19 protein-coding genes are annotated in these 22560 nt (G+C 55.4%); 9 read left to right on the forward strand and 10 right to left on the reverse strand.

Annotated features, from left to right (window positions below):
* Genes IM314_RS05040 through IM314_RS05050 form a run of 3 tightly spaced genes read left to right on the forward strand, consistent with a single transcriptional unit; the run spans window position 1 to window position 2301 of the window.
* Window positions 1–660, forward strand: coding sequence for a hypothetical protein (locus IM314_RS05040; protein WP_047364286.1), 660 nt, complete (start codon window positions 1–3; stop codon window positions 658–660).
* Between the two features lie 10 nt (window positions 661–670).
* A complete protein-coding gene (locus IM314_RS05045; RefSeq protein WP_047364287.1) occupies window positions 671–928 on the forward strand; it encodes a PAAR domain-containing protein in 258 nt (85 codons plus the stop codon).
* Complete coding sequence (locus IM314_RS05050; RefSeq protein ID WP_193358702.1) at window positions 928–2301, forward strand: hypothetical protein; 1374 nt, start codon at window positions 928–930, stop codon at window positions 2299–2301. The genes IM314_RS05045 and IM314_RS05050 overlap by 1 nt, the downstream gene beginning before the upstream one ends.
* A 537-nt stretch (window positions 2302–2838) precedes the next feature.
* Here the strand turns inward: IM314_RS05050 and IM314_RS05055 are convergent.
* The 3 genes from IM314_RS05055 to IM314_RS05065 form a co-directional block, all read right to left on the reverse strand.
* A complete protein-coding gene (locus tag IM314_RS05055) occupies window positions 2839–3804 on the reverse strand; it encodes a L,D-transpeptidase family protein (RefSeq protein ID WP_193358703.1) in 966 nt (321 codons plus the stop codon).
* A 151-nt stretch (window positions 3805–3955) separates the two neighbouring features.
* Window positions 3956–7402, reverse strand: a complete 3447-nt coding sequence (mfd, locus tag IM314_RS05060) for a transcription-repair coupling factor (RefSeq protein ID WP_041910503.1) — start codon at window positions 7400–7402, stop codon at window positions 3956–3958.
* Between the two features lie 149 nt (window positions 7403–7551).
* Complete coding sequence (locus tag IM314_RS05065) at window positions 7552–8625, reverse strand: acyltransferase family protein (RefSeq protein WP_193358704.1); 1074 nt, start codon at window positions 8623–8625, stop codon at window positions 7552–7554.
* A 257-nt stretch (window positions 8626–8882) separates the two neighbouring features.
* On the opposite strand from IM314_RS05065, the gene lolC reads away from it, so the two are divergent.
* From lolC to cobB, 5 genes are read left to right on the forward strand one after another with little or no spacing between them, the layout of a single operon-like run.
* Window positions 8883–10082, forward strand: a complete 1200-nt coding sequence (lolC, locus tag IM314_RS05070; RefSeq protein WP_028012739.1) for a lipoprotein-releasing ABC transporter permease subunit LolC — start codon at window positions 8883–8885, stop codon at window positions 10080–10082.
* Entirely contained in the window at window positions 10075–10776 is a 702-nt protein-coding gene (gene lolD / locus IM314_RS05075) for a lipoprotein-releasing ABC transporter ATP-binding protein LolD (protein ID WP_008500772.1), read from the forward strand. Before lolC ends, lolD begins: the two co-directional genes overlap by 8 nt.
* On the forward strand, window positions 10776–12020 hold the full coding sequence (lolE, locus tag IM314_RS05080) for a lipoprotein-releasing ABC transporter permease subunit LolE (RefSeq protein WP_193358705.1): 1245 nt from the start codon (window positions 10776–10778) through the stop codon (window positions 12018–12020). Before lolD ends, lolE begins: the two co-directional genes overlap by 1 nt.
* Window positions 12021–12074: 54 nt before the next feature.
* Window positions 12075–12986 carry an N-acetylglucosamine kinase gene (nagK, locus tag IM314_RS05085; RefSeq protein ID WP_193358706.1) on the forward strand — a complete coding sequence of 304 codons (912 nt, stop codon included), beginning with the start codon at window positions 12075–12077 and terminating at the stop codon, window positions 12984–12986.
* Window positions 12987–13000: 14 nt separating this feature from the next.
* Window positions 13001–13822: a Sir2 family NAD+-dependent deacetylase gene (gene cobB / locus IM314_RS05090; protein ID WP_041910499.1), complete on the forward strand. Its 822-nt coding sequence runs from the start codon at window positions 13001–13003 to the stop codon at window positions 13820–13822.
* A gap of 39 nt (window positions 13823–13861) precedes the next feature.
* Here cobB and potD read toward each other — a convergent pair whose 3' ends face one another.
* The 4 genes from potD to potA are packed head-to-tail and all read right to left on the reverse strand — an operon-like array spanning window position 13862 to window position 17670.
* Complete coding sequence (gene potD / locus IM314_RS05095; protein ID WP_028012743.1) at window positions 13862–14896, reverse strand: spermidine/putrescine ABC transporter substrate-binding protein PotD; 1035 nt, start codon at window positions 14894–14896, stop codon at window positions 13862–13864.
* Complete coding sequence (gene potC, locus IM314_RS05100) at window positions 14893–15684, reverse strand: spermidine/putrescine ABC transporter permease PotC (protein WP_041910498.1); 792 nt, start codon at window positions 15682–15684, stop codon at window positions 14893–14895. The genes potD and potC overlap by 4 nt, the downstream gene beginning before the upstream one ends.
* Window positions 15681–16538: a spermidine/putrescine ABC transporter permease PotB gene (gene potB, locus IM314_RS05105; protein WP_193358707.1), complete on the reverse strand. Its 858-nt coding sequence runs from the start codon at window positions 16536–16538 to the stop codon at window positions 15681–15683. Before potB ends, potC begins: the two co-directional genes overlap by 4 nt.
* Window positions 16522–17670, reverse strand: a complete 1149-nt coding sequence (potA, locus tag IM314_RS05110) for a spermidine/putrescine ABC transporter ATP-binding protein PotA (RefSeq protein WP_167401640.1) — start codon at window positions 17668–17670, stop codon at window positions 16522–16524. The genes potB and potA overlap by 17 nt, the downstream gene beginning before the upstream one ends.
* A 237-nt stretch (window positions 17671–17907) precedes the next feature.
* On the opposite strand from potA, the gene pepT reads away from it, so the two are divergent.
* Window positions 17908–19131, forward strand: coding sequence for a peptidase T (pepT, locus tag IM314_RS05115; RefSeq protein WP_032644861.1), 1224 nt, complete (start codon window positions 17908–17910; stop codon window positions 19129–19131).
* Window positions 19132–19173: 42 nt separating this feature from the next.
* On the opposite strand, the gene IM314_RS05120 is transcribed toward pepT, so the two are convergent.
* The 3 genes from IM314_RS05120 to phoP form a co-directional block, all read right to left on the reverse strand.
* Window positions 19174–20295: a cupin domain-containing protein gene (locus IM314_RS05120; protein WP_193358708.1), complete on the reverse strand. Its 1122-nt coding sequence runs from the start codon at window positions 20293–20295 to the stop codon at window positions 19174–19176.
* A 90-nt stretch (window positions 20296–20385) separates the two neighbouring features.
* Window positions 20386–21849, reverse strand: a complete 1464-nt coding sequence (phoQ, locus tag IM314_RS05125) for a two-component system sensor histidine kinase PhoQ (RefSeq protein ID WP_041910493.1) — start codon at window positions 21847–21849, stop codon at window positions 20386–20388.
* Window positions 21850–22521: a two-component system response regulator PhoP gene (gene phoP / locus IM314_RS05130; protein ID WP_025911763.1), complete on the reverse strand. Its 672-nt coding sequence runs from the start codon at window positions 22519–22521 to the stop codon at window positions 21850–21852.
* Window positions 22522–22560: the final 39 nt, after the last annotated feature.

Consider the following 22560-nt stretch of genomic DNA (forward strand, 5'->3'; position numbering starts at 1 on the left):
ATGAATATATTAAGAATGATTTTTGTTGTTTTCTTTGCTTTTAATTTAACGGGTTGTTTTACAATTGGCTTATCAAATGCCATTAAAGATAGTAAATATAGAACAGAAAAAACATTATCCGATACAATAGCTGATGTTTATATTGATAAAAACTCTCCTCATTATATTCAACTGGGTGGGGTGAATAGCTCTTTTCTGGTGTTTGATGATTCGGATGGGTTGAAAGCACTTCTATCGTCATCTTTGATGAATGTTGATAACTTATCATTAAGGCAAAATGGTGAGTTTAGTTTGTATGACGAAGGTGATTATACAGAAATTTATGGGAAAGTAGATTTTGTTTATTCATTTAAAAACTTAGATAAAGCTAATGAATTGCTTTCTAACACAAAATGCCAATTAAATGAGATGAATGAATGTGTTTTTGAGATCAGTGAGTTATCTGGCGATTACAATCAGAAGCCTGTGAGAGTTGAAGAACAAAATATTATTCACTTACAAAAACCAGTAATATTGGCTATGAAAAAGTATACTGAGCACACGCCTCTCAGCGCTTATGCTTTAATGTTGCTTTATCCTGTGACTATTCTCCTTGATGCTGTGACCATTCCAGTGCAGATTTTCATCATTCCATTTGGGATGGGTACTGTAGGTAAATAAGGACATAACCATGAATGGCGTAATTCGACTGAACGATCCGCTGGTGAGCGGTGGAAAAGTGATTAAAGCGTCCGGCGCGGACTTTATGGGAAAACCTGTGGCCCTGAAAGACGATCTGGTTATGTGCCCTGAGCATAAGGGAACGTTCCCAATCAACGAATACCACCCGACATGGACGATGAACGGCCGTGGCGTGGTCGTGGATGGCTGTAAAGCGGCGTGCGGCTGTGCCATTCGCACCACACTCCCCACTGCGGGGGCTGTTTGATGAACTGGTGGTTATTCTCAAAACAGAATGAATTTGACGAAAAATATCCCTATTTGTGGATATGTCTCTTGTATGTGATCGTCGTGGTTATCTGCCTGGCCGTCCGGGCTGTCACTTGGCCGGGTAATAAACATGTCGATCTCGATTTTCTTGCCCAGTCAGTGGTGATTCCGGTTGTTTTCCTGACGGGGTTCGTGCAAGTGTTCTCTGCCGCGTATCACGGGCTCAGGCACTACATGGAAACGCGGTTGCTGATTGCGGCCGAACAGGAATACAAGGTTGTCAGCTATGCCAGGGGCAATATTACCCTGGCAGGCTGGTCGGTGCTGGCTCCTCCAAAGGCAACGAAGGAACTGGCGCTGAGTATGCTGAAACTTGAGGGGGAGTTTCCACTGGCCGCTAAAATGCCGTTGAACATCGAACTGGAAGCATCGTTCGATTTCACGAGAGCCGGGCAGGCAATGATCCACGTTCTGGAGCCGATGGCAGGAAAACTATCTAAGTACCAGCAGATTGAAGCGCTGGTGTGGGTTCGCGGTGGGGACGAATCCTGTAGCGATGAACTCCGGCGTGTGCTTGAGCGGCTAGCGATCTCTACTAAAAAAATCACATTTTTGCCTGAATGCCCCGACTATACGCAAATCACGGAATGGATAAAGCAGACGAACGGGTATGTTGTTGAACGACTGCTTATCTGTGTAGACCTTCATTCTGACGAAGAAGAGTCTAAACAGATGGAAAATGTTACTGCGCTTCTCTTCACGAATTACTACGTCAAAACAGAAGGAGAAAAACGGGTTTATCTTTATCAACCGATGACGGGGGTTACAGACGTTGAAACAACAGTACCTATTTATCTGCGAGCGGAAGTTGTCAGTAAACCAAAACAACTCTGGTATACCGGACTCTCTCGCACGGAAAAGTACCCGCTGCTGGAAGTGCTGGATGAGAAAAAGGCCGTACCGGACAGGCTGGATCTTGAAATGTCACTCGGTGAGCATTCTGCCGGGTACGTCTGGTTGATGCTAGCATTGGCATCAGATGCAGTGGTATATGCGCAGGGTGATCAGCTAGTGGCCGCTTCCGAACAGAACAGATTTTCAATGACGGCTCTGTCGTCCCGATTAACTCGCCAACCTGATTATCCCCAGCAGAAAAGATACACGACACCGTGGGAAGTTTGTGGGATCGCCGGGCTGATGTTCTTTTTTGGAATTATGATAACCATTGGCACTTTTGGTGATGGCGGTAAATCTATATCCGGTTGGTTTTTAATTACAATGGGTGTTCTGTGGATAGTTATATTTTGTAGTATGGGAGCATTTTTCACCTGGTTTTATGGTGATAAAGCTCGTGAACATATGGGAGTATAATGATGAATGAATTTATTGCTCTCATTTTACCTCATAAATCTGTATTTTATTATGATGGTCTGGCCCTCGGTGCTCTGCTTGCGTTAATGGCAGTGTATATTGATTTGTCTTTTGGTTACAGGAATAAAAAGCACTGGTGTGCACATAATAAATTAGAATCATTGAAGGACTCTCCAGAAATCTACCACTTATATATGTCGATACGTATCCCTTCCAGACGGAAATGCTATAGTTGTGTGCCACTGAAAGTTTTCACAGATTATAAGGTGTTTTTAATGATATTGATTATGTATCTGGGAGTGACTGTGTTAACTATGTCTTACGTTATATATCATTGATAGATGTAGCTGGCTTTGTGCCTGCTCTCTTTACATGTCTGAAAATGTTAAAGCCTTTATCCTGCCGGAAAAAAGAAAGCACCGACGATACGATCGTTCAGTGCTTTATGTGCCGCCTGAATATCCGTTCAGCTTTAAGACACGTGAGCCTTAAGTGAACGGCATTACTGCACACGTGCAGGGCGTTTTTCTTTCTGGTTTACATCGATTGCTGGATGACATCGTGATGCCGGGTGACATCGGTCGGCATGCCTGACCGGGCCTCCATTGCGCGCTCCATCACCACGCTGTTGGTATTCACATTCGTTTTGAAGCTTACCATTGCGGCATTCAGGTTAATGGTCAGCGTCTGCGGATCGTCGCCAATGTTTTTCGAGAGCGGCTGGTGAATCTCAACCAGCCGCACGCCGCCTGGCTCTTCAGAGACCTTAATGGGCGTATTGATAATATTCACCTTCGTTCCCGGCGTAACGACGTTAAACAGCGTTTTGATATCGTCATCGCGCAGACGAATGCAGCCGGAGCTGACGCGCATGCCGATGCCAAAATCCGCGTTCGTACCGTGCAGCAGGTAAACACCGCCGTATGCGGCAAGGCGGATCGCGTGATGACCCATCGGGTTATCCGGGCCTGCCGGAATCACGGCAGGAAGATCGATGCCCTGAGCCTTATAGCGGGCGCGAATGTTGGCCGTCGGCGTCCAGGTTGGGTTGGCGCGTTTATCCGAGACGGTGGTGACCATCGTCGGCGTCAGCGTATCGCCGCCCAGTTGACCAATACCGATAGGGTAGACGGTAACCTCATTTTTACCCGGCGGGTAATAGTACAAACGCAACTCCGCCAGGTTGATCACGATCCCCTCCCGCGGGGCATCCGGCAGGATAGTCTGTAACGGAATGGTCAGTACGCTGCCCGCGCGCGGGACGTACGGATCGACGCCGGGGTTCGCCTGCAGCAGGGCCAGAAAACCGACGTTATATTTTTTGGCTATCGCTTCCAGTGAGCCACCATTGTTTTCAACCACATGAAAACGGTTTTCGCCCACCACCTTGCTGCCGGGCGGGGGAAGGGGCCAGGTGTTTGCCCGCGCAGGAAGCGCAACCGCGACGGTGGCTGCCAGCGCAAACAGGGTTATCCAGCGGGTAAAACGCGAAGAGGTCATCATCACCATAATCCATGTAAATGATAAGGTTATTGTTTTATAAGGGGGTTAAAGATAATTATGGCGAATGGGTGTGTCGGGAAGATCGGGTGAAGTGCAAAGAGTTTGTAAATTGTCCCCCCGCCAGCACTGCGCTAACGGGGGGAAGGGCGAGTTACGCGACAGCGTTCTCTTCCAGCTGACGCATAAAGTTACGCACCCAGTCCATGCGCGTTTTGCGCTCCGTCAGCTCCTGGGTAAATTTCAGTCGCGTCGGGCCATCAAGACGGAAGTGCTGCGGCTGTTTTTGCAGCAGGCCGATCAGCCACATCGGGTTGACGTGGTTCTTCTCGGCAAATTCAATGACGCCGCCTTTTTCGTTGCCCTCAAGCTTGCGAATGCCCAGCTTCTGCGCCTGCTGGCGCAGGCGCGCGATATCCAGCAGGTTACGCGCAGCATCTGGCAGCAGGCCGAAGCGGTCGATCAGCTCCACTTTAATCTCTTCCAGCTCGTTCTCATTCTTCGCGCTGGCGATGCGCTTGTAGAACGACAGGCGGGTATTCACGTCCGGAATGAAATCGTCCGGCAGCAAGGAAGGCATTCGCAGCTCGACCTCAGTTTGCTGGCTGGTCAAATCTTCCAGAGACGGCTCGCGCCCGGCCTTCAGGGCATCAACCGCGTTTTCCAGCAGCTCCATATAGAGCGAGAAGCCGATGGTCTCCATGGAGCCGCTCTGGTCCTCACCCAGTAGTTCACCCGCGCCGCGGATCTCCAGGTCGTGCGTGGCCAGCGCGAAGCCTGCGCCGAGGTCTTCCAGAGAGGCGATGGCTTCCAGACGCTTTTGCGCGTCGGTGGTCATCGCTTTCGGATGCGGTGTCAGCAGCCAGGCGTAAGCCTGATGGTGCGAACGCCCGACGCGGCCGCGCAGCTGGTGAAGCTGGGCCAGGCCGAAGTGATCCGCGCGTTCAATGATGATGGTGTTCGCCGTCGGAATGTCGATCCCGGTTTCGATGATGGTGGTGCACACCAGCACGTTAAAGCGCTGGTGGTGGAAGTCGTTCATCACCCGTTCCAGCTCGCGCTCGCGCATCTGTCCGTGACCGATAGCAACACGCGCCTCCGGCACCAGCTCCGCCAGCCTGTCGGCCGCTTTCTGGATGTTTTCCACGTCGTTATACAGATAATAGACCTGACCCCCGCGCAGTACTTCACGCAGAATGGCCTCACGCACCACCAGATTATCGTATTCGCGGACGAAGGTTTTCACCGCCAGACGGCGCGCCGGCGGCGTGGCGATAATCGACAGATCGCGCATGCCGCTCATCGCCATGTTCAGCGTGCGCGGGATCGGCGTGGCGGTCAGGGTCAGGATGTCGACGTCCGCGCGCATCGCTTTGATGCGCTCTTTATGGCGAACCCCGAAGCGGTGCTCTTCGTCGACGATCAGCAGCCCCAAATCTTTCCACTTCACGTCGCTTTGCAGCAGCTTATGGGTGCCGATCAGAATATCGATCTTGCCTTCGCTTGCCTGCTCCAGGATCTGCGTCTGCTCTTTGGTGCTGCGAAAACGCGACAGCATTTCGATGCGTACCGGCCAGTTGGCGAAGCGGTCGCGGAAGTTGTCGAAGTGCTGCTGAGCGAGCAGGGTGGTTGGCACCAGCACCGCCACCTGCTTGTTGTTTTCAACCGCAAGGAAGGCGGCGCGCATCGCCACTTCGGTTTTACCGAAGCCGACGTCGCCGCAGACTAAGCGGTCCATTGCCAGCGGCTGGCACATGTCGCTCAGCACGGCATTGATCGCCTGGGCCTGATCCGGCGTGGTTTCAAACGGGAAGCTGTCGCAGAACAGCTGGTACTGTTCTTTGTCGTGCTTAAAGGCGAAGCCCTCTTTGGCCGCGCGCTGGGCGTAGATATCCAGCAGCTCGGCCGCCACGTCGCGCACTTTTTCCGCCGCTTTCTGGCGTGCACGCGCCCAGGCGTCGCCGCCCAGCTTGTGCAGCGGCGCATTTTCCTCCGCGCCGCCCGCATAGCGGCTGATCAGGTGCAGCGACGAGACCGGTACATAGAGTTTGGCGTCGTTGGCGTAGGTCAGCATCAGGTATTCACCTTTGATACCGCCCGCTTCCAGCGTGGTCATCCCCTGATAGCGGCCAACGCCGTGCTCCAGGTGAACAATCGGCTGGCCTGGATGCAGCTCGGCCAGGTTGCGGATCAGCGTGTCCGGGTTGATGGTCCGACGGCTGTCCTGACGGCGGCGCGCGACGCGCTCGCCCAGCAGGTCGCTTTCGCAAATCAGCGCCAGGTTGTTGAGCGTGTCGATGAACCCGTGCTCGGCGGCGCCGATCATCAGATAACGACCGTTTCCGGTCGCTTCGCTCAGACGCAGGATGCGCTTCGGCGCCACCTTAATGCGTCCCAGCAGCTCACCCAAAGCTTCGCGTCGGCCTTCACTCTCAACGGAGAACACCACCGGGCCGGTAAAGGACTCCAGGAACTTGCGCAGATTATCCAGCGGCGATTTCTGCTGAGCCTGAACGGCCAGCTCCGGCAGCGTGCGGAAGGCGAGGTTGGTGTTGGCGGCCTTATCGGCAAGCGAATCGGTTTTCAGCTGCATGCGCGGCCAGCGCTTCAGCTCGGCGTTGAGTTCGTCGGTGCGCAGCCACAGCGCTTCCGGCGGCAGAAGCGGACGCATCGGGTCAACGCCCCGGTTTTCGAAGCGCGCGCGGGTTTCGCTTTCAAAGCGGCTGGCGCTGGCGTCGATATCGCCGGTGTTCACAATCAGCGTATTCGCCGGGAAGTAGCTGAACAGGGCGGGCAGCGGCTCGCTGAAGAACAGTGGCTGCCAGTATTCGATTCCGGCCGGGAGCGTACCTTTGCTGACCTGCTGATAGATATGTTCTGCATCACGCTTTACGTCGAACCTGTCGCGCCACTGGCTGCGGAACAGCTCGATGGCGGTTTTGTCCGTCGGGAACTCGTGGGCAGGCAGTAAATTGATGGATTCCACCTCTTCCAGCGTGCGCTGGGTGTCGGCATCGAACACGCGCAGGCTGTCGATTTCATCATCAAAGAAATCCAGACGATACGGCTGGTCGCTGCCCATCGGGTAAAGGTCGAGCAGCGCGCCGCGGGTGGCATATTCCCCGTGCTCCATGACCTGATCGACATGGCGATATCCGGCACCGTCAAGCTGGTCTCGCAGGGTGTCGCGAGACAGGCGCTGGCCTTTTTTCATCACCAGCGCGTGGCCGTGCAGATAGCTGTGCGGGCAGACGCGCTGCATCAGGGTATTCACCGGCACAATCAGCACGCCGCGCTGCATGGTCGGGAGTTGATATAGCGTCGACAGGCGCGAGGAGATGATCTCCTGATGCGGGGAGAAACTGTCATACGGCAGCGTTTCCCAGTCGGCCAGGCTGAACACCAGGCTATCGGTGAACTGGCGGATTTCATCGTGCAGGCGCAGGGCGTTTTGCATATCCGGGGCAACCAGCACCACCGGGCCAGGGTGCCGCTCAGCGATTTCTGCCACCAGCGTGGCGCAGGCCGCGCCCGTGAGTTCACCCAGCTGGCGCTGGTCGCCCGCTTTGACGGGCAAGGAATAACGATAGTGTTCAGGCATGGCTATGTCAGAGTCTCTTATGGATATACCAACAGTATTGGGGCATATCACTGATACGCAATGTCTTTATTATCCTCGATCGTTTTACATAAGCAAATTGTAACCGCACGGCAGGGCTAAACGCCCCCAAAACGGGGGCGGAGAGGGCATTAACGGGTGGCAGGTGACAGGCTCCGCGTAGACGGAGGAGAGAAGAAAAGGTCCCCGAACAGCGAGGTGGAAATTTTACGCACCCCAAGCCCGGCAAGGGTACAGATCAGCAGGCTGGCAAACGGGTAGATCAGAATTAAGCACAGCTCTGCCCAGACCGGCCAGTAAGCGGCATTCATCTCGCCAATCAGGATCAGGCTGAAGGCCTCAATTAAGATGCGGTGGGTGGTATAGATCGCAATGGTGTTTGAGCCAATCACGTTCAGCAGGTTGTTGGGATGTACGGCATAACGCTGCTCAAGGCTGTAGAACAGCTTCATGATCAACACGATCGATAGCAGAGAAAGCAGGAGAGGAACGTTAGCAAACCACAGCACCACGGAGACGGCCGCGAAAGCGCCAGTAGCCAGCCAGGTGCGGCGAAGGTTGAAGCTTTTCATCCACGCCATCAGCTCGGCGCCATACCACGCCCCCAGGCTGTAGTAGATCATGTTGCGTACCACGCTGTTCATTCCCCACCACGGCAGCGGCAGGAAGTTGATCGCGATGCTCGCCAGCGCAAGCAGTCCGAGTACCGGCAGCTTCCAGCGGCTCAGCAGTTTACACAGCGTGAAGTAGACCACCAGAGCATACAGATACCACAGGCTGGTGCTGGCGGTGAGCATGCCCCGCACAAATCCTGCCAGGGAATCGGCGTAGGCCGCGTTCGACGAGGTGGCAAGCTCGCGTTCGGGCGCCAGCCAGGCGTTCAGGTGGGTCAGCGCCTGCCATTGCAGGATCCCCCACAGCGCCAGAACCCAGACAATGCTCCAGATCCGCTTGTCGAGGCTGGTGCGCCAGTCTACCTCATCAATATAACGACGGATCAGATAGCCGGAGATAAAGAAGAAAACCGGCATCCGGAACGGGGCGAGATAGAGGTTAAAATAGACCCAGCATTTGGCGAGGAGACCGGAGAGCGGATGCTGTACCCCGCTGAGATAAGGATAAAAGGTGATGACCGAGTGGTAAATCACCACCAGACAGATGCACAGCCCTTTTATCTGATTAATCCATAATGCTTTTTGTTTCATTGGTAACCCATACCAGTTTTGCCATAAACGTAGGGGCAATTGTTCTAAAACGACAGAGAGATGTAACGGGTAACTGTCTGTATCGGGACGTTTTTCGGAAAAGGTGGAGACTATCCAGAGGGGAAATGGAAAGTACCACCCTGATTTATCTGAGTTTTTCGGAAAAATGATTACCAAAGCTTACGGTTTCAGTCATTTACGCTTAACGGATTCGCTTATATACTCGTGGGTCTGCTATCAGCAAACAGACGGATTTCATGTATCAACCTGTCGCACTCTTCATAGGCTTACGTTACATGCGTGGGCGCGCCGCGGACCGCTTCGGTCGCTTTGTCTCCTGGCTTTCGACTATTGGCATTACGCTCGGCGTGATGGCTCTGGTGACGGTGCTTTCCGTCATGAATGGCTTCGAGCGCGAGCTGCAAAACAACATCCTGGGGCTGATGCCGCAGGCCGTTCTCTCATCGAATAACGGTTCCGTTAACCCGCAACAGCTGCCGGAAAGCGCGGCGAAGTTACAGGGCGTCACGCGCGTTGCGCCCTTAACCACTGGCGATGTGGTGCTGCAAAGCGCCCGCAGCGTGGCGGTCGGCGTGATGCTGGGGATTGACCCGGCGCAAAAAGACCCGCTGACGCCGTTCCTGGTTAACGTGAAGCAAACCGATCTGGAAGCCGGAAAATACAACGTGATTCTGGGTGAGCAGCTTGCCGGGCAGCTTGGCGTCAACCGCGGCGATCAGCTGCGCGTGATGGTGCCGTCCGCCAGCCAGTTTACGCCAATGGGTCGCCTGCCGAGCCAGCGCCTGTTTAACGTGATTGGTACTTTTGCCGCCAACAGCGAAGTTGACGGCTATCAGATGCTGGTGAACATTCAGGATGCGTCACGCCTGATGCGTTACCCGGCGGGAAATATCACCGGCTGGCGCCTGTGGCTCGATCAGCCGCTGAAGGTCGATACCCTCAGCCAGCAAAAACTGCCGGACGGCACCAAATGGCAGGACTGGCGCGAGCGTAAAGGCGAGCTGTTCCAGGCCGTGCGCATGGAAAAAAACATGATGGGGCTGCTGCTGAGCCTGATCGTCGCCGTGGCTGCATTTAACATCATCACCTCGCTGGGCCTGATGGTGATGGAGAAGCAGGGCGAAGTCGCCATCCTGCAAACCCAGGGTTTGACGCCGCGCCAGATCATGGCGGTCTTTATGGTGCAGGGGGCCAGTGCAGGCATTATCGGCGCGCTGTTGGGCGCCGTGCTCGGCGCACTGCTTGCCAGCCAGCTTAATAATTTAATGCCGATCATCGGCGCGCTCCTTGACGGCGCGGCGCTGCCGGTGGCTATCGAGCCGCTGCAGGTGGTCGGAATTGCGCTGGCCGCGATGGCCATTGCGCTGCTTTCTACGCTTTATCCTTCCTGGCGCGCTGCCGCCACTCAACCCGCTGAGGCTTTACGTTATGAATAAGATCCTGTTGCAATGCGACAACCTGTCCAAACGCTATCAGGAAGGCACTGTGCAGACTGACGTGCTGCACAATGTGAGCTTCAGCGTGGGCGAGGGCGAGATGATGGCGATTGTCGGCAGCTCCGGCTCGGGCAAAAGTACGCTGCTGCACCTGCTGGGCGGGCTGGACACGCCAACCAACGGCGACGTGATCTTCTCCGGTCAGCCGATGAGCAAAATGTCCTCTGCGGCGAAGGCCGAGCTGCGTAACCGTGAGCTGGGCTTTATCTACCAGTTCCACCACCTGCTGCCGGACTTTACGGCGCTGGAAAACGTGGCGATGCCGCTGCTGATTGGCAAAAAGAAACCGGCAGAAATCAACGCCCGCGCCAGCGATATGCTGAAAGCGGTAGGGCTGGGCCACCGGGGAAATCACCGCCCGTCGGAGCTGTCCGGCGGCGAGCGCCAGCGCGTGGCGATTGCCCGCGCGCTGGTCAATAATCCGCGCCTGGTGCTGGCGGATGAACCGACCGGTAACCTGGACGCGCGCAATGCGGACAGTATCTTCCAGCTACTCGGCGAGCTGAACGCCTCGCAGGGAACCGCGTTTCTGGTGGTGACCCACGACCTGCAGCTGGCAAAACGCATGGGGCGCCAGCTTGAGATGCGCGACGGCCATCTGAATGCGGAACTGACCCTCATGGGGGCAGAGTAATGGCGTCACCGTTATCGTTACTCATCGGGTTACGCTTTAGCCGCGGCCGCCGTCGCGGCGGCATGGTGTCGCTGATCTCCGTTATCTCGACCATCGGTATTGCGCTGGGCGTGGCGGTCCTGATTGTCGGCTTAAGCGCCATGAACGGCTTCGAGCGCGAGCTGAATAACCGCATTCTTGCGGTGGTGCCGCACGGGGAGATCGAGCCGGTTAACCAGCCGTGGGCCAACTGGAGCGATGCACTCACCAAAGTGGAAAAAGTGCCGGGCGTTGCCGCGGCCGCGCCCTACATTAACTTTACCGGGCTGGTGGAGAGCGGGGTTAACCTGCGCGCCATCCAGGTTAAAGGGGTCAACCCGGCCCAGGAGGAGCGGCTCAGCGCGCTGCCGAAATATGTGCAGAACGGCGCGTGGGCGAACTTTAAGGCCGGCGAGCAGCAGATCATTATGGGTAAAGGCGTTGCTGATGCCCTGAAGGTGAAGCAGGGCGACTGGGTGTCAATCATGATCCCGAATGCCAGCGCCGATCACAAATTACAGCAGCCCAAGCGCGTGCGCCTGCACGTCACCGGTATTCTCCAACTGAGCGGCCAGCTTGACCATAGCTTTGCGATGGTTCCGCTGGAGGATGCGCGCCAGTATCTCGACATGGGCGACAGCGTGACGGGCATTGCCATTAAGGTGAACGACGTCTTTAACGCCAACAAACTGGTGCGTGATGCCGGCAGCGTCACCAATAACTATGTCTATATCAAAAGCTGGATCGGCACTTACGGATATATGTACCGTGATATCCAGATGATCCGTGCGATCATGTATCTGGCGATGGTGCTGGTGATTGGCGTGGCGTGCTTTAATATCGTCTCGACGCTGGTCATGGCGGTTAAGGATAAGAGCGGCGACATCGCCGTGTTGCGTACCCTCGGGGCAAAAGACGGTCTTATTCGCGCCATCTTCGTCTGGTACGGTTTGCTGGCAGGGCTGTTCGGCAGCCTTTGCGGCGTGGTGATTGGCGTGGTGGTTTCTCTGCAGCTGACGCCGATTATCAACGGGATTGAAAAGCTTATTGGTCACCAGTTCCTGTCCGGTGACATCTATTTTATTGACTTCCTGCCGTCTGAACTGCACTGGCTGGACGTTTTTTATGTGCTGGTTACAGCACTTTTACTGAGTTTGCTGGCAAGCTGGTATCCGGCGCGTCGCGCAAGCCGAATTGATCCGGCGAGGGTATTAAGTGGCCAGTAATTACGTCATGGTGTAGCGGTCCTGAGGCCGCTATGTCAGAAAGAGGAATGCGTTATGTATTATGGATTTGATATTGGCGGCACCAAGATTGCGCTCGGCGTGTTTGATAAAGACCTCAAACTGCAGTGGGAAACCCGCGTTCCCACGCCGCGCGAAAGCTACGATGAATTTTTAACTGCCATTGCCACGCTGGTGGCGCAGGCGGATGAACGATTTGGCGTGAAAGGCAGCGTCGGCATTGGTATTCCGGGGATGCCGGAAACCGACGACGGTACGCTGTATGCCGCCAACGTGCCTGCCGCCAGCGGTAAACCGCTCCGCGCCGACCTCTCGGCCCTCCTTGAACGCGACGTGCGTTTAGATAACGATGCCAACTGCTTTGCCCTCTCTGAAGCCTGGGACGATGAATTCCGCCGCTATCCGCTGGTGATGGGGCTGATCCTCGGTACCGGCGTAGGCGGGGGGATTGTCATCAACGGCAAGCCGATTACCGGGCGCAGCTACATCACCGGGGAGTTTGGTCATATCCGTCTCCCGGTGGATGCGCTGGAGATGGTGGGGCGTGATTTCCCGCTGACCCGCTGCGGCTGCGGCCAGCACGGCTGTATCGAGAACTATCTCTCAGGACGCGGGTTTGCATGGCTTTACGAACACTTCTATCATCAGAAACTTGAGGCCCCTCAAATCATTACCCTGTGGGAGCAGGGGGATGCGCAGGCGCGTGAGCACGTCGAGCGCTATCTGGATCTGCTGGCGGTGTGTCTGGGAAATATTCTCACCATCGTCGACCCGGATCTGCTGGTGATCGGGGGGGGGCTGTCAAACTTTACTGCGATTACGGAACGGTTGTCCGGGCGTCTGCCCCGACATTTATTGCCGGTCGCCCGCGTGCCGCGCATTGAACGCGCGCGACACGGGGACGCGGGAGGCATGCGCGGAGCCGCATTCCTTCATCTCACCGATTAGTTTACGAGGTCTTTATGCTGTCGCGTCGCCAGGGTCGACTCAGCCGTTTTCGCAAAAACAAACGCCGCTTACGAGAGCGCTTGCGCCAGCGGATCTTTTTCAGAGACAGAATCATGCCAGAAGCGATGGATAAACCCAGAGTGGTGGTACTGACCGGGGCGGGGATTTCCGCCGAGTCAGGAATTCAAACCTTCCGTGCGGCAGACGGGCTGTGGGAAGAGCACCGCGTCGAGGACGTGGCGACGCCGGAAGGCTTTGCCCGCGATCCGGATCTCGTGCAGGCGTTTTACAACGCTCGCCGTCGACAGCTTCAGCAGCCTGAGATTGCGCCGAACGCGGCGCATCTGGCGCTGGCGAAGCTGGAAGAGGCGCTCGGGGATCGTTTTCTGCTGGTGACACAGAATATCGACAACCTGCACGAGCGGGCCGGTAACAAGAACATCATCCACATGCATGGCGAGCTGCTTAAAGTTCGCTGCGCCTGGAGCGGCCAGGTGCTGGACTGGAAAGAGGACGTGCTGCCAGAGGACAAGTGCCACTGCTGCCAGTTCCCGTCGCGCCTGCGTCCGCACGTGGTCTGGTTTGGCGAAATGCCGCTGGGGATGGATGAGATCTACAGCGCGCTGGCGATGGCGGACGTGTTTATCGCTATTGGCACATCAGGGCACGTTTACCCGGCGGCGGGGTTTGTTCACGAAGCGCGACTGCACGGGGCGCATACGGTGGAGCTCAATCTGGAGCCGAGCCAGGTGGGCAGCGAGTTTGAAGAGAAGCAATATGGCCTGGCGAGCGAAGTGGTGCCAGCGTTTGTAGATAAGCTTCTGAAGGGGCTGTAAGAGTAACGGGCGACGTTGCGTCACCCGTTATGTATTGCATTAACGACCTGCTTTTAACTTCTGATAATACTCTTCGTAAAGGCGGCTCGCGTCGCCTACATCGTTCTGCCATTCTCCTTTGCTGATGGTTTCGGCATCCGGATAGAGTGACTTATCGTTAGCCACGTCAGGCTTCAGCAGCTTGCGGGCGGCCAGGTTTGGCGTCGGGTAGCCAATCGTCTCAGCAACCTGTTTCGCCACGTCCGGACGCAGCAGGAAATTAATCAGCTTCAGCGCACCGTCCACATTCTTCGCGTTGGCCGGGATCGCGAGGCTATCCATCCAGAAGATCCCGCCTTCCTTCGGCCAGACCACCTCCAGCGGCGTCCCGGCCTGACGGGCAACATAAGCAGAGCCGTTCCACACCATCCCCAGGTTTACTTCGCCTTCCATATACGGATTCGCCGGGTTATCAGAGTTGAATGCCGCCACGTTAGGCATCAGCTTTTTCAGCTCGTTGTAAGCCGCGTCGATCTCTTTCGGATCGGTGGTGTTACCGGAATAGCCAAGTTTACGCAGCGCGATCTGGAACACTTCACGCGCGTCGTCGGTTAACAGCAGGCTGCCTTTGTATTCCGGTTTCCATAGATCCGCCCAGCCGGTGACCGTTTTCGGATCGATGGCCTCGCTGTTCACGCCAATCGCCGTCGCCCCCCAGATATACGGAATGGAGTAGTCGTTATTCGGGTCGAACGGCTTGTTGAGCATCTCAGGATCGAGGTTTGAAAAATTAGTTAGCTTCGTTTTGTCGATCTTCTGGATCATGCCCTCTTTGCGCATTTTATCGACAAAGTAGGTGGAAGGAACGACCAGATCATAGGCGCCGTCCTTGTAGGTTTTGAGCTTGGCGTACATGGTTTCATTCGACTCGTAGGTCGAGTAGATCACCTTGATGCCCGTCTCCTTTGTGAACTGTTCCAGCAGGCCCGGCGGCACGTACTCGGTCCAGTTGTAGAAGTAGAGCGTTTTGCTGTCATCAGCGTGCGCGGCACCCATGCCGAGCACCAGCGCCGCAGCGGCGAGCATTTTTTTCATTTCATTGTCCCCTGAGATTTTGTTTTATCACGAGCAATAACCTGGCTGGCGATCACCAGAACCAGCGAAAACAGCAGCAGTATGGTCGCCAGCGCGTTCACCTCCGGTGAGACGCCAACTTTTACCATCGAATAGATCTTCAATGGCAGAATTTCGTAGCTCGGCCCGGTCACGAAGGAGGAAACCACGACGTCATCCATCGACAGGGTAAAGCTGAGCAGCCATCCGGCGGCGACGGCAGGCATCGCCAGCGGCAGGATGATTTTGCGCAGGATGATCATCTCGCTGGCACCCAGATCTTTCGCCGCCTCCAGCATGCGCACGTCGAACCCTTTCAGACGCGCGTAGACGGTGACCACCACAAACGGCAGGCAGAAGGTGATATGGGAAAACAGCAGCGACCAGAAGCCAAGCTGTACGCCCAGCAGCATAAACAGCACCAGCAGCGAAATCGCCATCACGATGTCCGGCGACATCATCACTACAAACAGCATGCCGCTGACGAACGGCTTGCCGCGAAAACGGTAGCGATACAGCGCCACGGCGGTCAGCGAGCCAATCAGCGTGGCGAAGGTGGCGGAGACGATCGCCATCGTCAGCGAGTGCTGTGCGGCCTGCAGCAGGCTGTCATTGTTCATCAGCAGGCTGTACCAGTTGGTGGTAAACCCCTGCCAGCTGATCCCGAACCGCGAGCTGTTAAACGAGTTCACGATCAAAATGATAATCGGGATATAAAGGTAAGCGTAAATGGCGGTCATAAAACCGCCGCGAAGCAGTCGACCGATCATTCGAGTTCCACCTTCTTGTTGAGCAGGCGAGAAGCGCGCCAGTAGACCAGCAGCATCAGCCCCATCACCACCGTGAGCGTAATGCTGGTCGCGGAGCCGAACGGCCAGTCGCGGATGTTCAGGAACTGGCTCTTAATCACGTTGCCGATAAGCAGGTTTTTCGCCCCGCCCATCAGGTCAGACACGTAGAACAGGCCCATCGCCGGGAGCATCACCAGCAGACAGCCCGCAATAATGCCGGGCATGGTCAGCGGAATGATAATGCGGATAAAGATCTGCAGCTTGCTGGCCCCCAGATCTTTTGCCGCTTCCAGCAGCGGTTTATCGAGCTTCTCAATGCTGGAGTAGAGCGGCATCACCATAAACGGCAGCAGGATATAGACCAGGCCAATGATTACCGCACCTGGGGTAAACATGATGCGCACTGGCGTATCAATCACGCCCAGCCACAGCAGAAACGCGTTGAGGTAGCCTTTGGTGCTGAGGAAGATTTTCAGCCCGTAGATGCGAATCAGCGAGTTGGTCCAGAACGGCACAATCAGCAGAAACAGCAGCAGCGGGCGCACCTTTTGCGGCAGTCCCGCCAGGAACCATGCGAAAGGGTACCCCAGAAGCAGGCAGGCCACGGTGGCAATCAGCGCCATATTGAGCGAGTGCAGCAGCACGTCGAAATAGAGCGGATCGAGCAGGCGCGCGTAGTTGTCCAGCGTAAAGACCAGCGAAACGAAGTTTGCATCGTCGCGGGTCAGGAAGCTGGTGGCGATGATCATCAGGTTGGGTAAAAAGACAAATAACACAAGCCAACCGACGATAGTGGCAATGACCACCTTCTGGAACTTACTTGTGTTCTTCATCAGCCAGCACAACCTCCCAGCTTTCTACCCAGTTGATAACCATTTTCTGGTCAAGAGAGTGGTCAAAGTCAGGATCGTCCTCGTTAAAGAATTCGCTGACCATCACCATTTTGCCGTTCTCCAGTTCCACAACGGACTCGAGGGTCATCCCTTTATAGTTACGTTCGCGAACGTAACCGATCAGACCTTCGACGTCGGCCGTGTCGTGGATCTCATCAACGCGGAGATCTTCCGGGCGCAGCAGGACGTTGAGTTTTTGTCCTTTCTCGACGGCAAAGTTCACGGTGATAATGCAGTCGCGTCCCTCTACGTTCGCGCGAACGCGCTGTGCATCCAGACGCTCAAGTACGGTGGCGTTGAAGATATTGATCTCGCCAATAAAGCTGGCGACAAACAGGTTTTTCGGCTCTTCGTATATTTCACGCGGCGTACCGTCCTGTTCAATCTTACCGTCACGCATTACCACGATACGGTCTGACATGGTCAGCGCCTCTTCCTGATCGTGGGTGACGAAGACAAAGGTGATACCGAGCTTGCGCTGTAGCGCTTTCAACTCGTTCTGCATCTGCTTGCGCAGCTTGTAATCCAGCGCGGAGAGGGATTCATCCAGCAGAAGCAGGCGCGGTTTATTGACGACCGCGCGGGCAATGGCCACGCGCTGCTGCTGACCGCCGGAGAGCTGGTGGGGCTTTCGCTGGGCAAACGTCTCCAGCTGAACCATGCGCAGGGCTTCGGTGACGCGCGGTTCGATCTCATTAGCCGGGGTTTTTTGCATCCGCAGGCCAAACGCCACGTTCTCAAACACGGTCATGTGCGGGAACAGGGCGTAGCTCTGAAAAACGGTATTGACGTGGCGATCTTCGGCAGGAACCTGGGTTATGTCCTGGTTCTCAAGATGGATGCGGCCATTATCAACGCTTTCCAGCCCGGCGATAAGGCGCAGTACGGTGGTTTTGCCGCAGCCGGAAGGGCCAAGCAGCGTAAGAAACTCACCATCATTGATGGTCAGGTTGAGGTCGGAAATGACGTCTTTGCCATCAAAGCTTTTACGAATTCGTTCCAGTTGCACCAGCGGTGAACGAGAACGGGATTGTGTATTCAATTTTTGCGCTGTCCCATATAGACGCCTCAGGCAGCAGACTGAAGCGGGGTTTGTGTGTAACCACCTTGGTGACTCGTAATGAGGGCGGACATTCTACGGCAATCCCCCGTAATCGCCAATCCTTGTTACTGATTCATAAGCTACATTTATTAACGCATAAAGATATAAACGTAAAAAGTTCTCGTTTGCGGGATAAAAGTGACCTGACGCAATATTTGCGTTTTGATGCTTACTGATAATGTTGTCACAAAAAGTGAGGGTGACTGCATGGATAAATTACTTGAGCGTTTTTTACAGTATGTTTCGCTGGATACCCAATCTAAGCCGGGTGTCCGCCAGGTGCCAAGCACCGAAGGCCAGTGGAAGTTGTTAAACCTGCTTAAAGAGCAGCTTGAGGCCATGGGGCTGGTCAACGTCACGTTAAGCGAAAAAGGCACTGTGATGGGAACGCTGCCGGCGAATGTGCCGGGTGATATTCCGGCGATTGGCTTTATTTCTCATGTCGATACCTCACCTGATTTTAGCGGCAAACACGTGAACCCGCAGATTGTGGAAAACTACCGCGGCGGTGATATCGCGCTGGGGATTGGCGACGAAGTGCTCTCTCCGGTGATGTTCCCAGTGCTGCACCAGCTGCTCGGCCAGACGCTGATCACCACCGACGGCAAAACGCTGCTGGGGGCGGATGACAAGGCGGGCATCGCGGAAATCATGACGGCGCTGGCGGTGCTGAAAGGTAAAAACATCCCGCACGGGGACATCCGCGTTGCTTTTACCCCAGATGAAGAGGTTGGTAAGGGCGCGAAGCACTTCGACGTGGACGCTTTTAACGCGCAGTGGGCGTATACCGTCGACGGCGGTGGCGTGGGCGAGCTGGAGTATGAAAACTTCAACGCGGCGTCGGTGACCATAAAAATTGTCGGAAACAACGTTCATCCCGGGTCTGCCAAAGGGGTGATGGTGAACGCGCTGTCGCTGGCGTCGCGTATTCATGCGGAAGTCCCGGCGGAAGAGAGCCCTGAACAGACAGAGGGGTACGAGGGCTTTTATCACCTCACCAGCATCAAAGGCACCGTGGACAGCGCGCAGATGCACTACATCATCCGCGATTTTGACCGTAAAGCTTTTGAGGCGCGCAAGCGCAAAATGATGGAGATCGCCAAGAAGGTTGGGAAGGGATTGCATCCTGACTGCTATATTGAGCTGATCATTGAAGACAGCTATTACAATATGCGCGACAAGGTGATGGCCCATCCGCACATTCTGGATATCGCCCAGCAGGCGATGCGAGACTGCGATATTGAACCGGTCTTAAAACCGATTCGCGGCGGTACTGACGGCTCGCAGCTGTCGTTTATGGGGCTACCGTGCCCAAACCTGTTTACCGGGGGCTATAACTACCACGGCAAGCATGAGTTTGTGACGCTGGAAGGGATGGAAAAGGCGGTGAAGGTGATTGTGCGCATAGCCGAGTTAACCGCTAAACGCTAAAAAAATGCCCGGTGGCGCTGCGCCACCGGGCATTGTCACAACTCAGTCCTCAAAGAACCAGTACCCGCTGTTGACCAGCGCGGCCAGCATCGCGAGGAAGGATGGGTCTTCCAGCGCGTCGCCAAAGGTTTCTGCAGTCAGTATCATATGGCTGGCAATGGCTTCCAGTGCCGGGCGGTGCGGGGAGTCGAGCTTCTCACCGTTGACGAAGACCTCTTCACCAATGCGCAGCACGCGTAATCCGCCCAGACGAACCAGCTTGTCACCCTGCAGCAGCGCATCATAGATCTCATCTGCCTGATACGGCGGCTCCGGCGGTGCAACGTCCAGCTCGTGACGTGACTGGCTAATAAATTCGCCAAACCACTGCCTGAAATGTTCCGGCTCGTTGATCAGGTCCAGCATCATGCCGCGCAGCTTATCCAGCTCTTCTGGCACGATGTCTGCCGGATGCTCGCGCGCAGGCACATCCGGATCGCTGTAGCGATAGCTTCCCAGCTCGCGCTGCAGGACATAGTCGGCAAAGCCGCTGATCATTTCGCGGCCGCTTGGCGCGCGGAACCCGACAGAGTAGTTCAGCGAGTTCTCCAGGGAGTAACCTTCGTGAGAGAATCCTGGCGGAATGTAGAGAATATCGCCTGGCTCCAGCTCTTCGTCGATAATGCCTTCGAACGGATCCACCTGAAGCAGATCCGGGTGCGGGCAGTGCTGCTTCATCGGCACTTTTTCGCCCACGCGCCAGCGGCGGCGGCCCGTGCCCTGAATGATAAACACGTCGTACTGGTCCAGATGCGGACCCACGCCGCCGCCAGGTACGGAGAAGGAGATCATCAGATCGTCCATTCGCCAGTCGGGCAGGGCGCGGAACGGGCGCATTAGCGCGGCAGTCGGCTCGTGCCAGTGGTTAACCGCCTGCACCAGCAGCGACCAGTTGCTTTCGCCGAGATGATCGTAGCTTTCGAAAGGACCGTGGCTGACCTGCCATTTCCCGTCCTGGTGGCTGACCAGACGGCTGTCGACTTCGTTTTCCATGGCCAGACCGGCCAGCTCGTCAGGTGAGATAGGGTCGACAAAGTTGCTGAACCCGCGTTTCAGAACCACCGGGCGCTTTTGCCAGTAACGTTCAATAAACTCGGGCCAGTTAAGTGTTAAGTGATAATCCATATTTTTTTATCCGCAGGCTCTTACTGACTCGGATTATAACGGAAGCTCAGCCCCCCGGCTGCGAGATCCTCGCATTTTTCACATAACGGGTTAACTATCGTCCGATGTGGGCTGCTGACGACCAAAAATCACTTCCATTCTGGCCCCGCCGAGCAAGCTTTCGCTGGTTTCGATTTTTCCGTCATACTGGTCGACAATCTCGCGGGCGACGGCTAAACCCACGCCCTGACCGGGGCGCAGCGTATCCGCTCGCTGACCGCGATCGAACACCACATCACGTTTATTAAGCGGGATCCCGGGGCCATCATCCTCAACGATAATGTGTAACTCGTTATCCGTCTGGCGCGCCGATACTTCAACAAACTCCAGGCAGTATTTACAGGCGTTATCCAGCAGGTTCCCCATCACTTCCATAAAGTCATTTTTTTCGCCTACAAAGCTAATCTCAGGCGAAATGTCGAGACTGATGTTGACCCCTTTACGCTGATACACCTTGTTAAGGGCGGACGTGAGATTATCCAGCAGCGGGGCCACCGGGTGCAGCTCGCGGCTCAGGAGCGCGCTGCCGGAACGCATGCTGGCGCGGTGCAGATAGTAGCCAATTTGCTGCGAGATTCGGCTGATTTGTTCCAGCATCACCGGCTCGGCATCGTCGACGCTCAGCCTTGAGCTGCGCATGGAACGCAGGGTGCTTTGCATTACGGCCAGCGGCGTTTTCAGGCTGTGGGTGAGGTCGGTCAGGGTCGTACGGTACTTATCATAGCGTTCACGCTCGCTTTTCAGCAGGCGATTGAGGTTACGCACCAGACTGGTAAGCTCACGGGTGGTTTCCGGATTGAGCTTTTCACGATGATGTTCCTCAAGCTCGCGCACCTCTCGCGCCAGGGACTCAATAGGGCGCAAGCTCCACCACGCCGCCACCCAAAGCAGCGGGATCACCAGCAGCAGGTTTGCGGCCAGAACATAAACGAACCAGCCCCAGACCTTATAGGAACGTTTTAGCTCAACCGGAATGGTGTCGATCACCACAATGGTTAACTGCGGCATGTTCATGGTCGCCGGGTAGATATTGATCGCCACCGAGTGCGTCATTTCCGTCTCGGCATCGTCAGCCCGGATTTCATTGAGCTTTTGCTGCATCGAGCGATCTTCGCGAATCAGCGTGCTGGTGGTATTGAGATCGGCTTCTATCTCATGAAACCCGTTGGTTTTGAGCCACTCCGGACGAATGCTTTTCGCCAGCCACGGAATATCGCGTTGCGCCCAAAGCAACTTTCCCTTTTCATTGTAAATCAGGGCTAAAGTTGGACTCTGTTGATCCAGGTTCTCTGGCATTTCAACGGTGATGTGGTTGTCTTCCCATTTGGCCAGGGTATAAAAAAGATTACTTTCGCCGCGTAACAGTCGAAAGGTCGTTTTATCGAAGCTGACGCTGTAGCCCACCAGGGCGACCAGACCGTAGGAGAGCGACAGCACCAGCACCACCGCGGCCGTTGCCAGTAAAAAACGAACCCGCAGCGAGAGGGGCAGAATGTGGCGCAAAATCCGTCTCATTTAGCGTAATTCGAACAGGTAGCCCTGGCCGCGGACGGTCGTAATCACGTCCTGCGGATACTGCGCCTGAATTTTCTTACGCAAACGGCCCATCAGCACGTCTATGGTGTGACTCTCGCGCAGCTCAGCGTCAGGGTAGAGCTGGAGCATTAAGGAGTCTTTGCTCACTACTTTTCCGCTGTTACGGATCAGCGTTTCCATAATGGTGTATTCGAACGCGGTGAGCTTGATCACTTCATCGTTAATCGACAGCTCGCGACGGGAGAGATCCACCTGGAAAGGCGGAATGGAGATAACCTGTGAAGCCAGCCCGCTGTTGCGGCGTAACAGCGCCTGCATGCGCGCCGCCACTTCTTCAATGTGAAACGGTTTGGTGACGTAATCATCCGCACCGGCGCTGAGCACTTCAACTTTGTCCTGCCAGCCTTCGCGGGCGGTGAGAACCAGAACCGGCAGGGAAACGTCATGGCTGCGCCAGCGACGAATTAACGACAGGCCGTCTTCATCAGGCAGGCCTAAATCGACAATGGCGATGTCCGGCAGGTGTTCATTGAGATAATAATCGGCTTCTTTTGCATCTTCAGCATCATCCACCTGATGTCCCATCTCCTGAAGCTGAACCTTCAGGTGGTGGCGTAGCAATGCGTTATCCTCAACAACCAGTACGCGCATCATCTTTTCTCCCAGAATAAATAGTATGAATAGTTTAAC

This window comes from Enterobacter cloacae complex sp. P42RS, assembly GCF_014930595.1.
Taxonomy (GTDB): Bacteria; Pseudomonadota; Gammaproteobacteria; order Enterobacterales; family Enterobacteriaceae; genus Enterobacter; species Enterobacter bugandensis.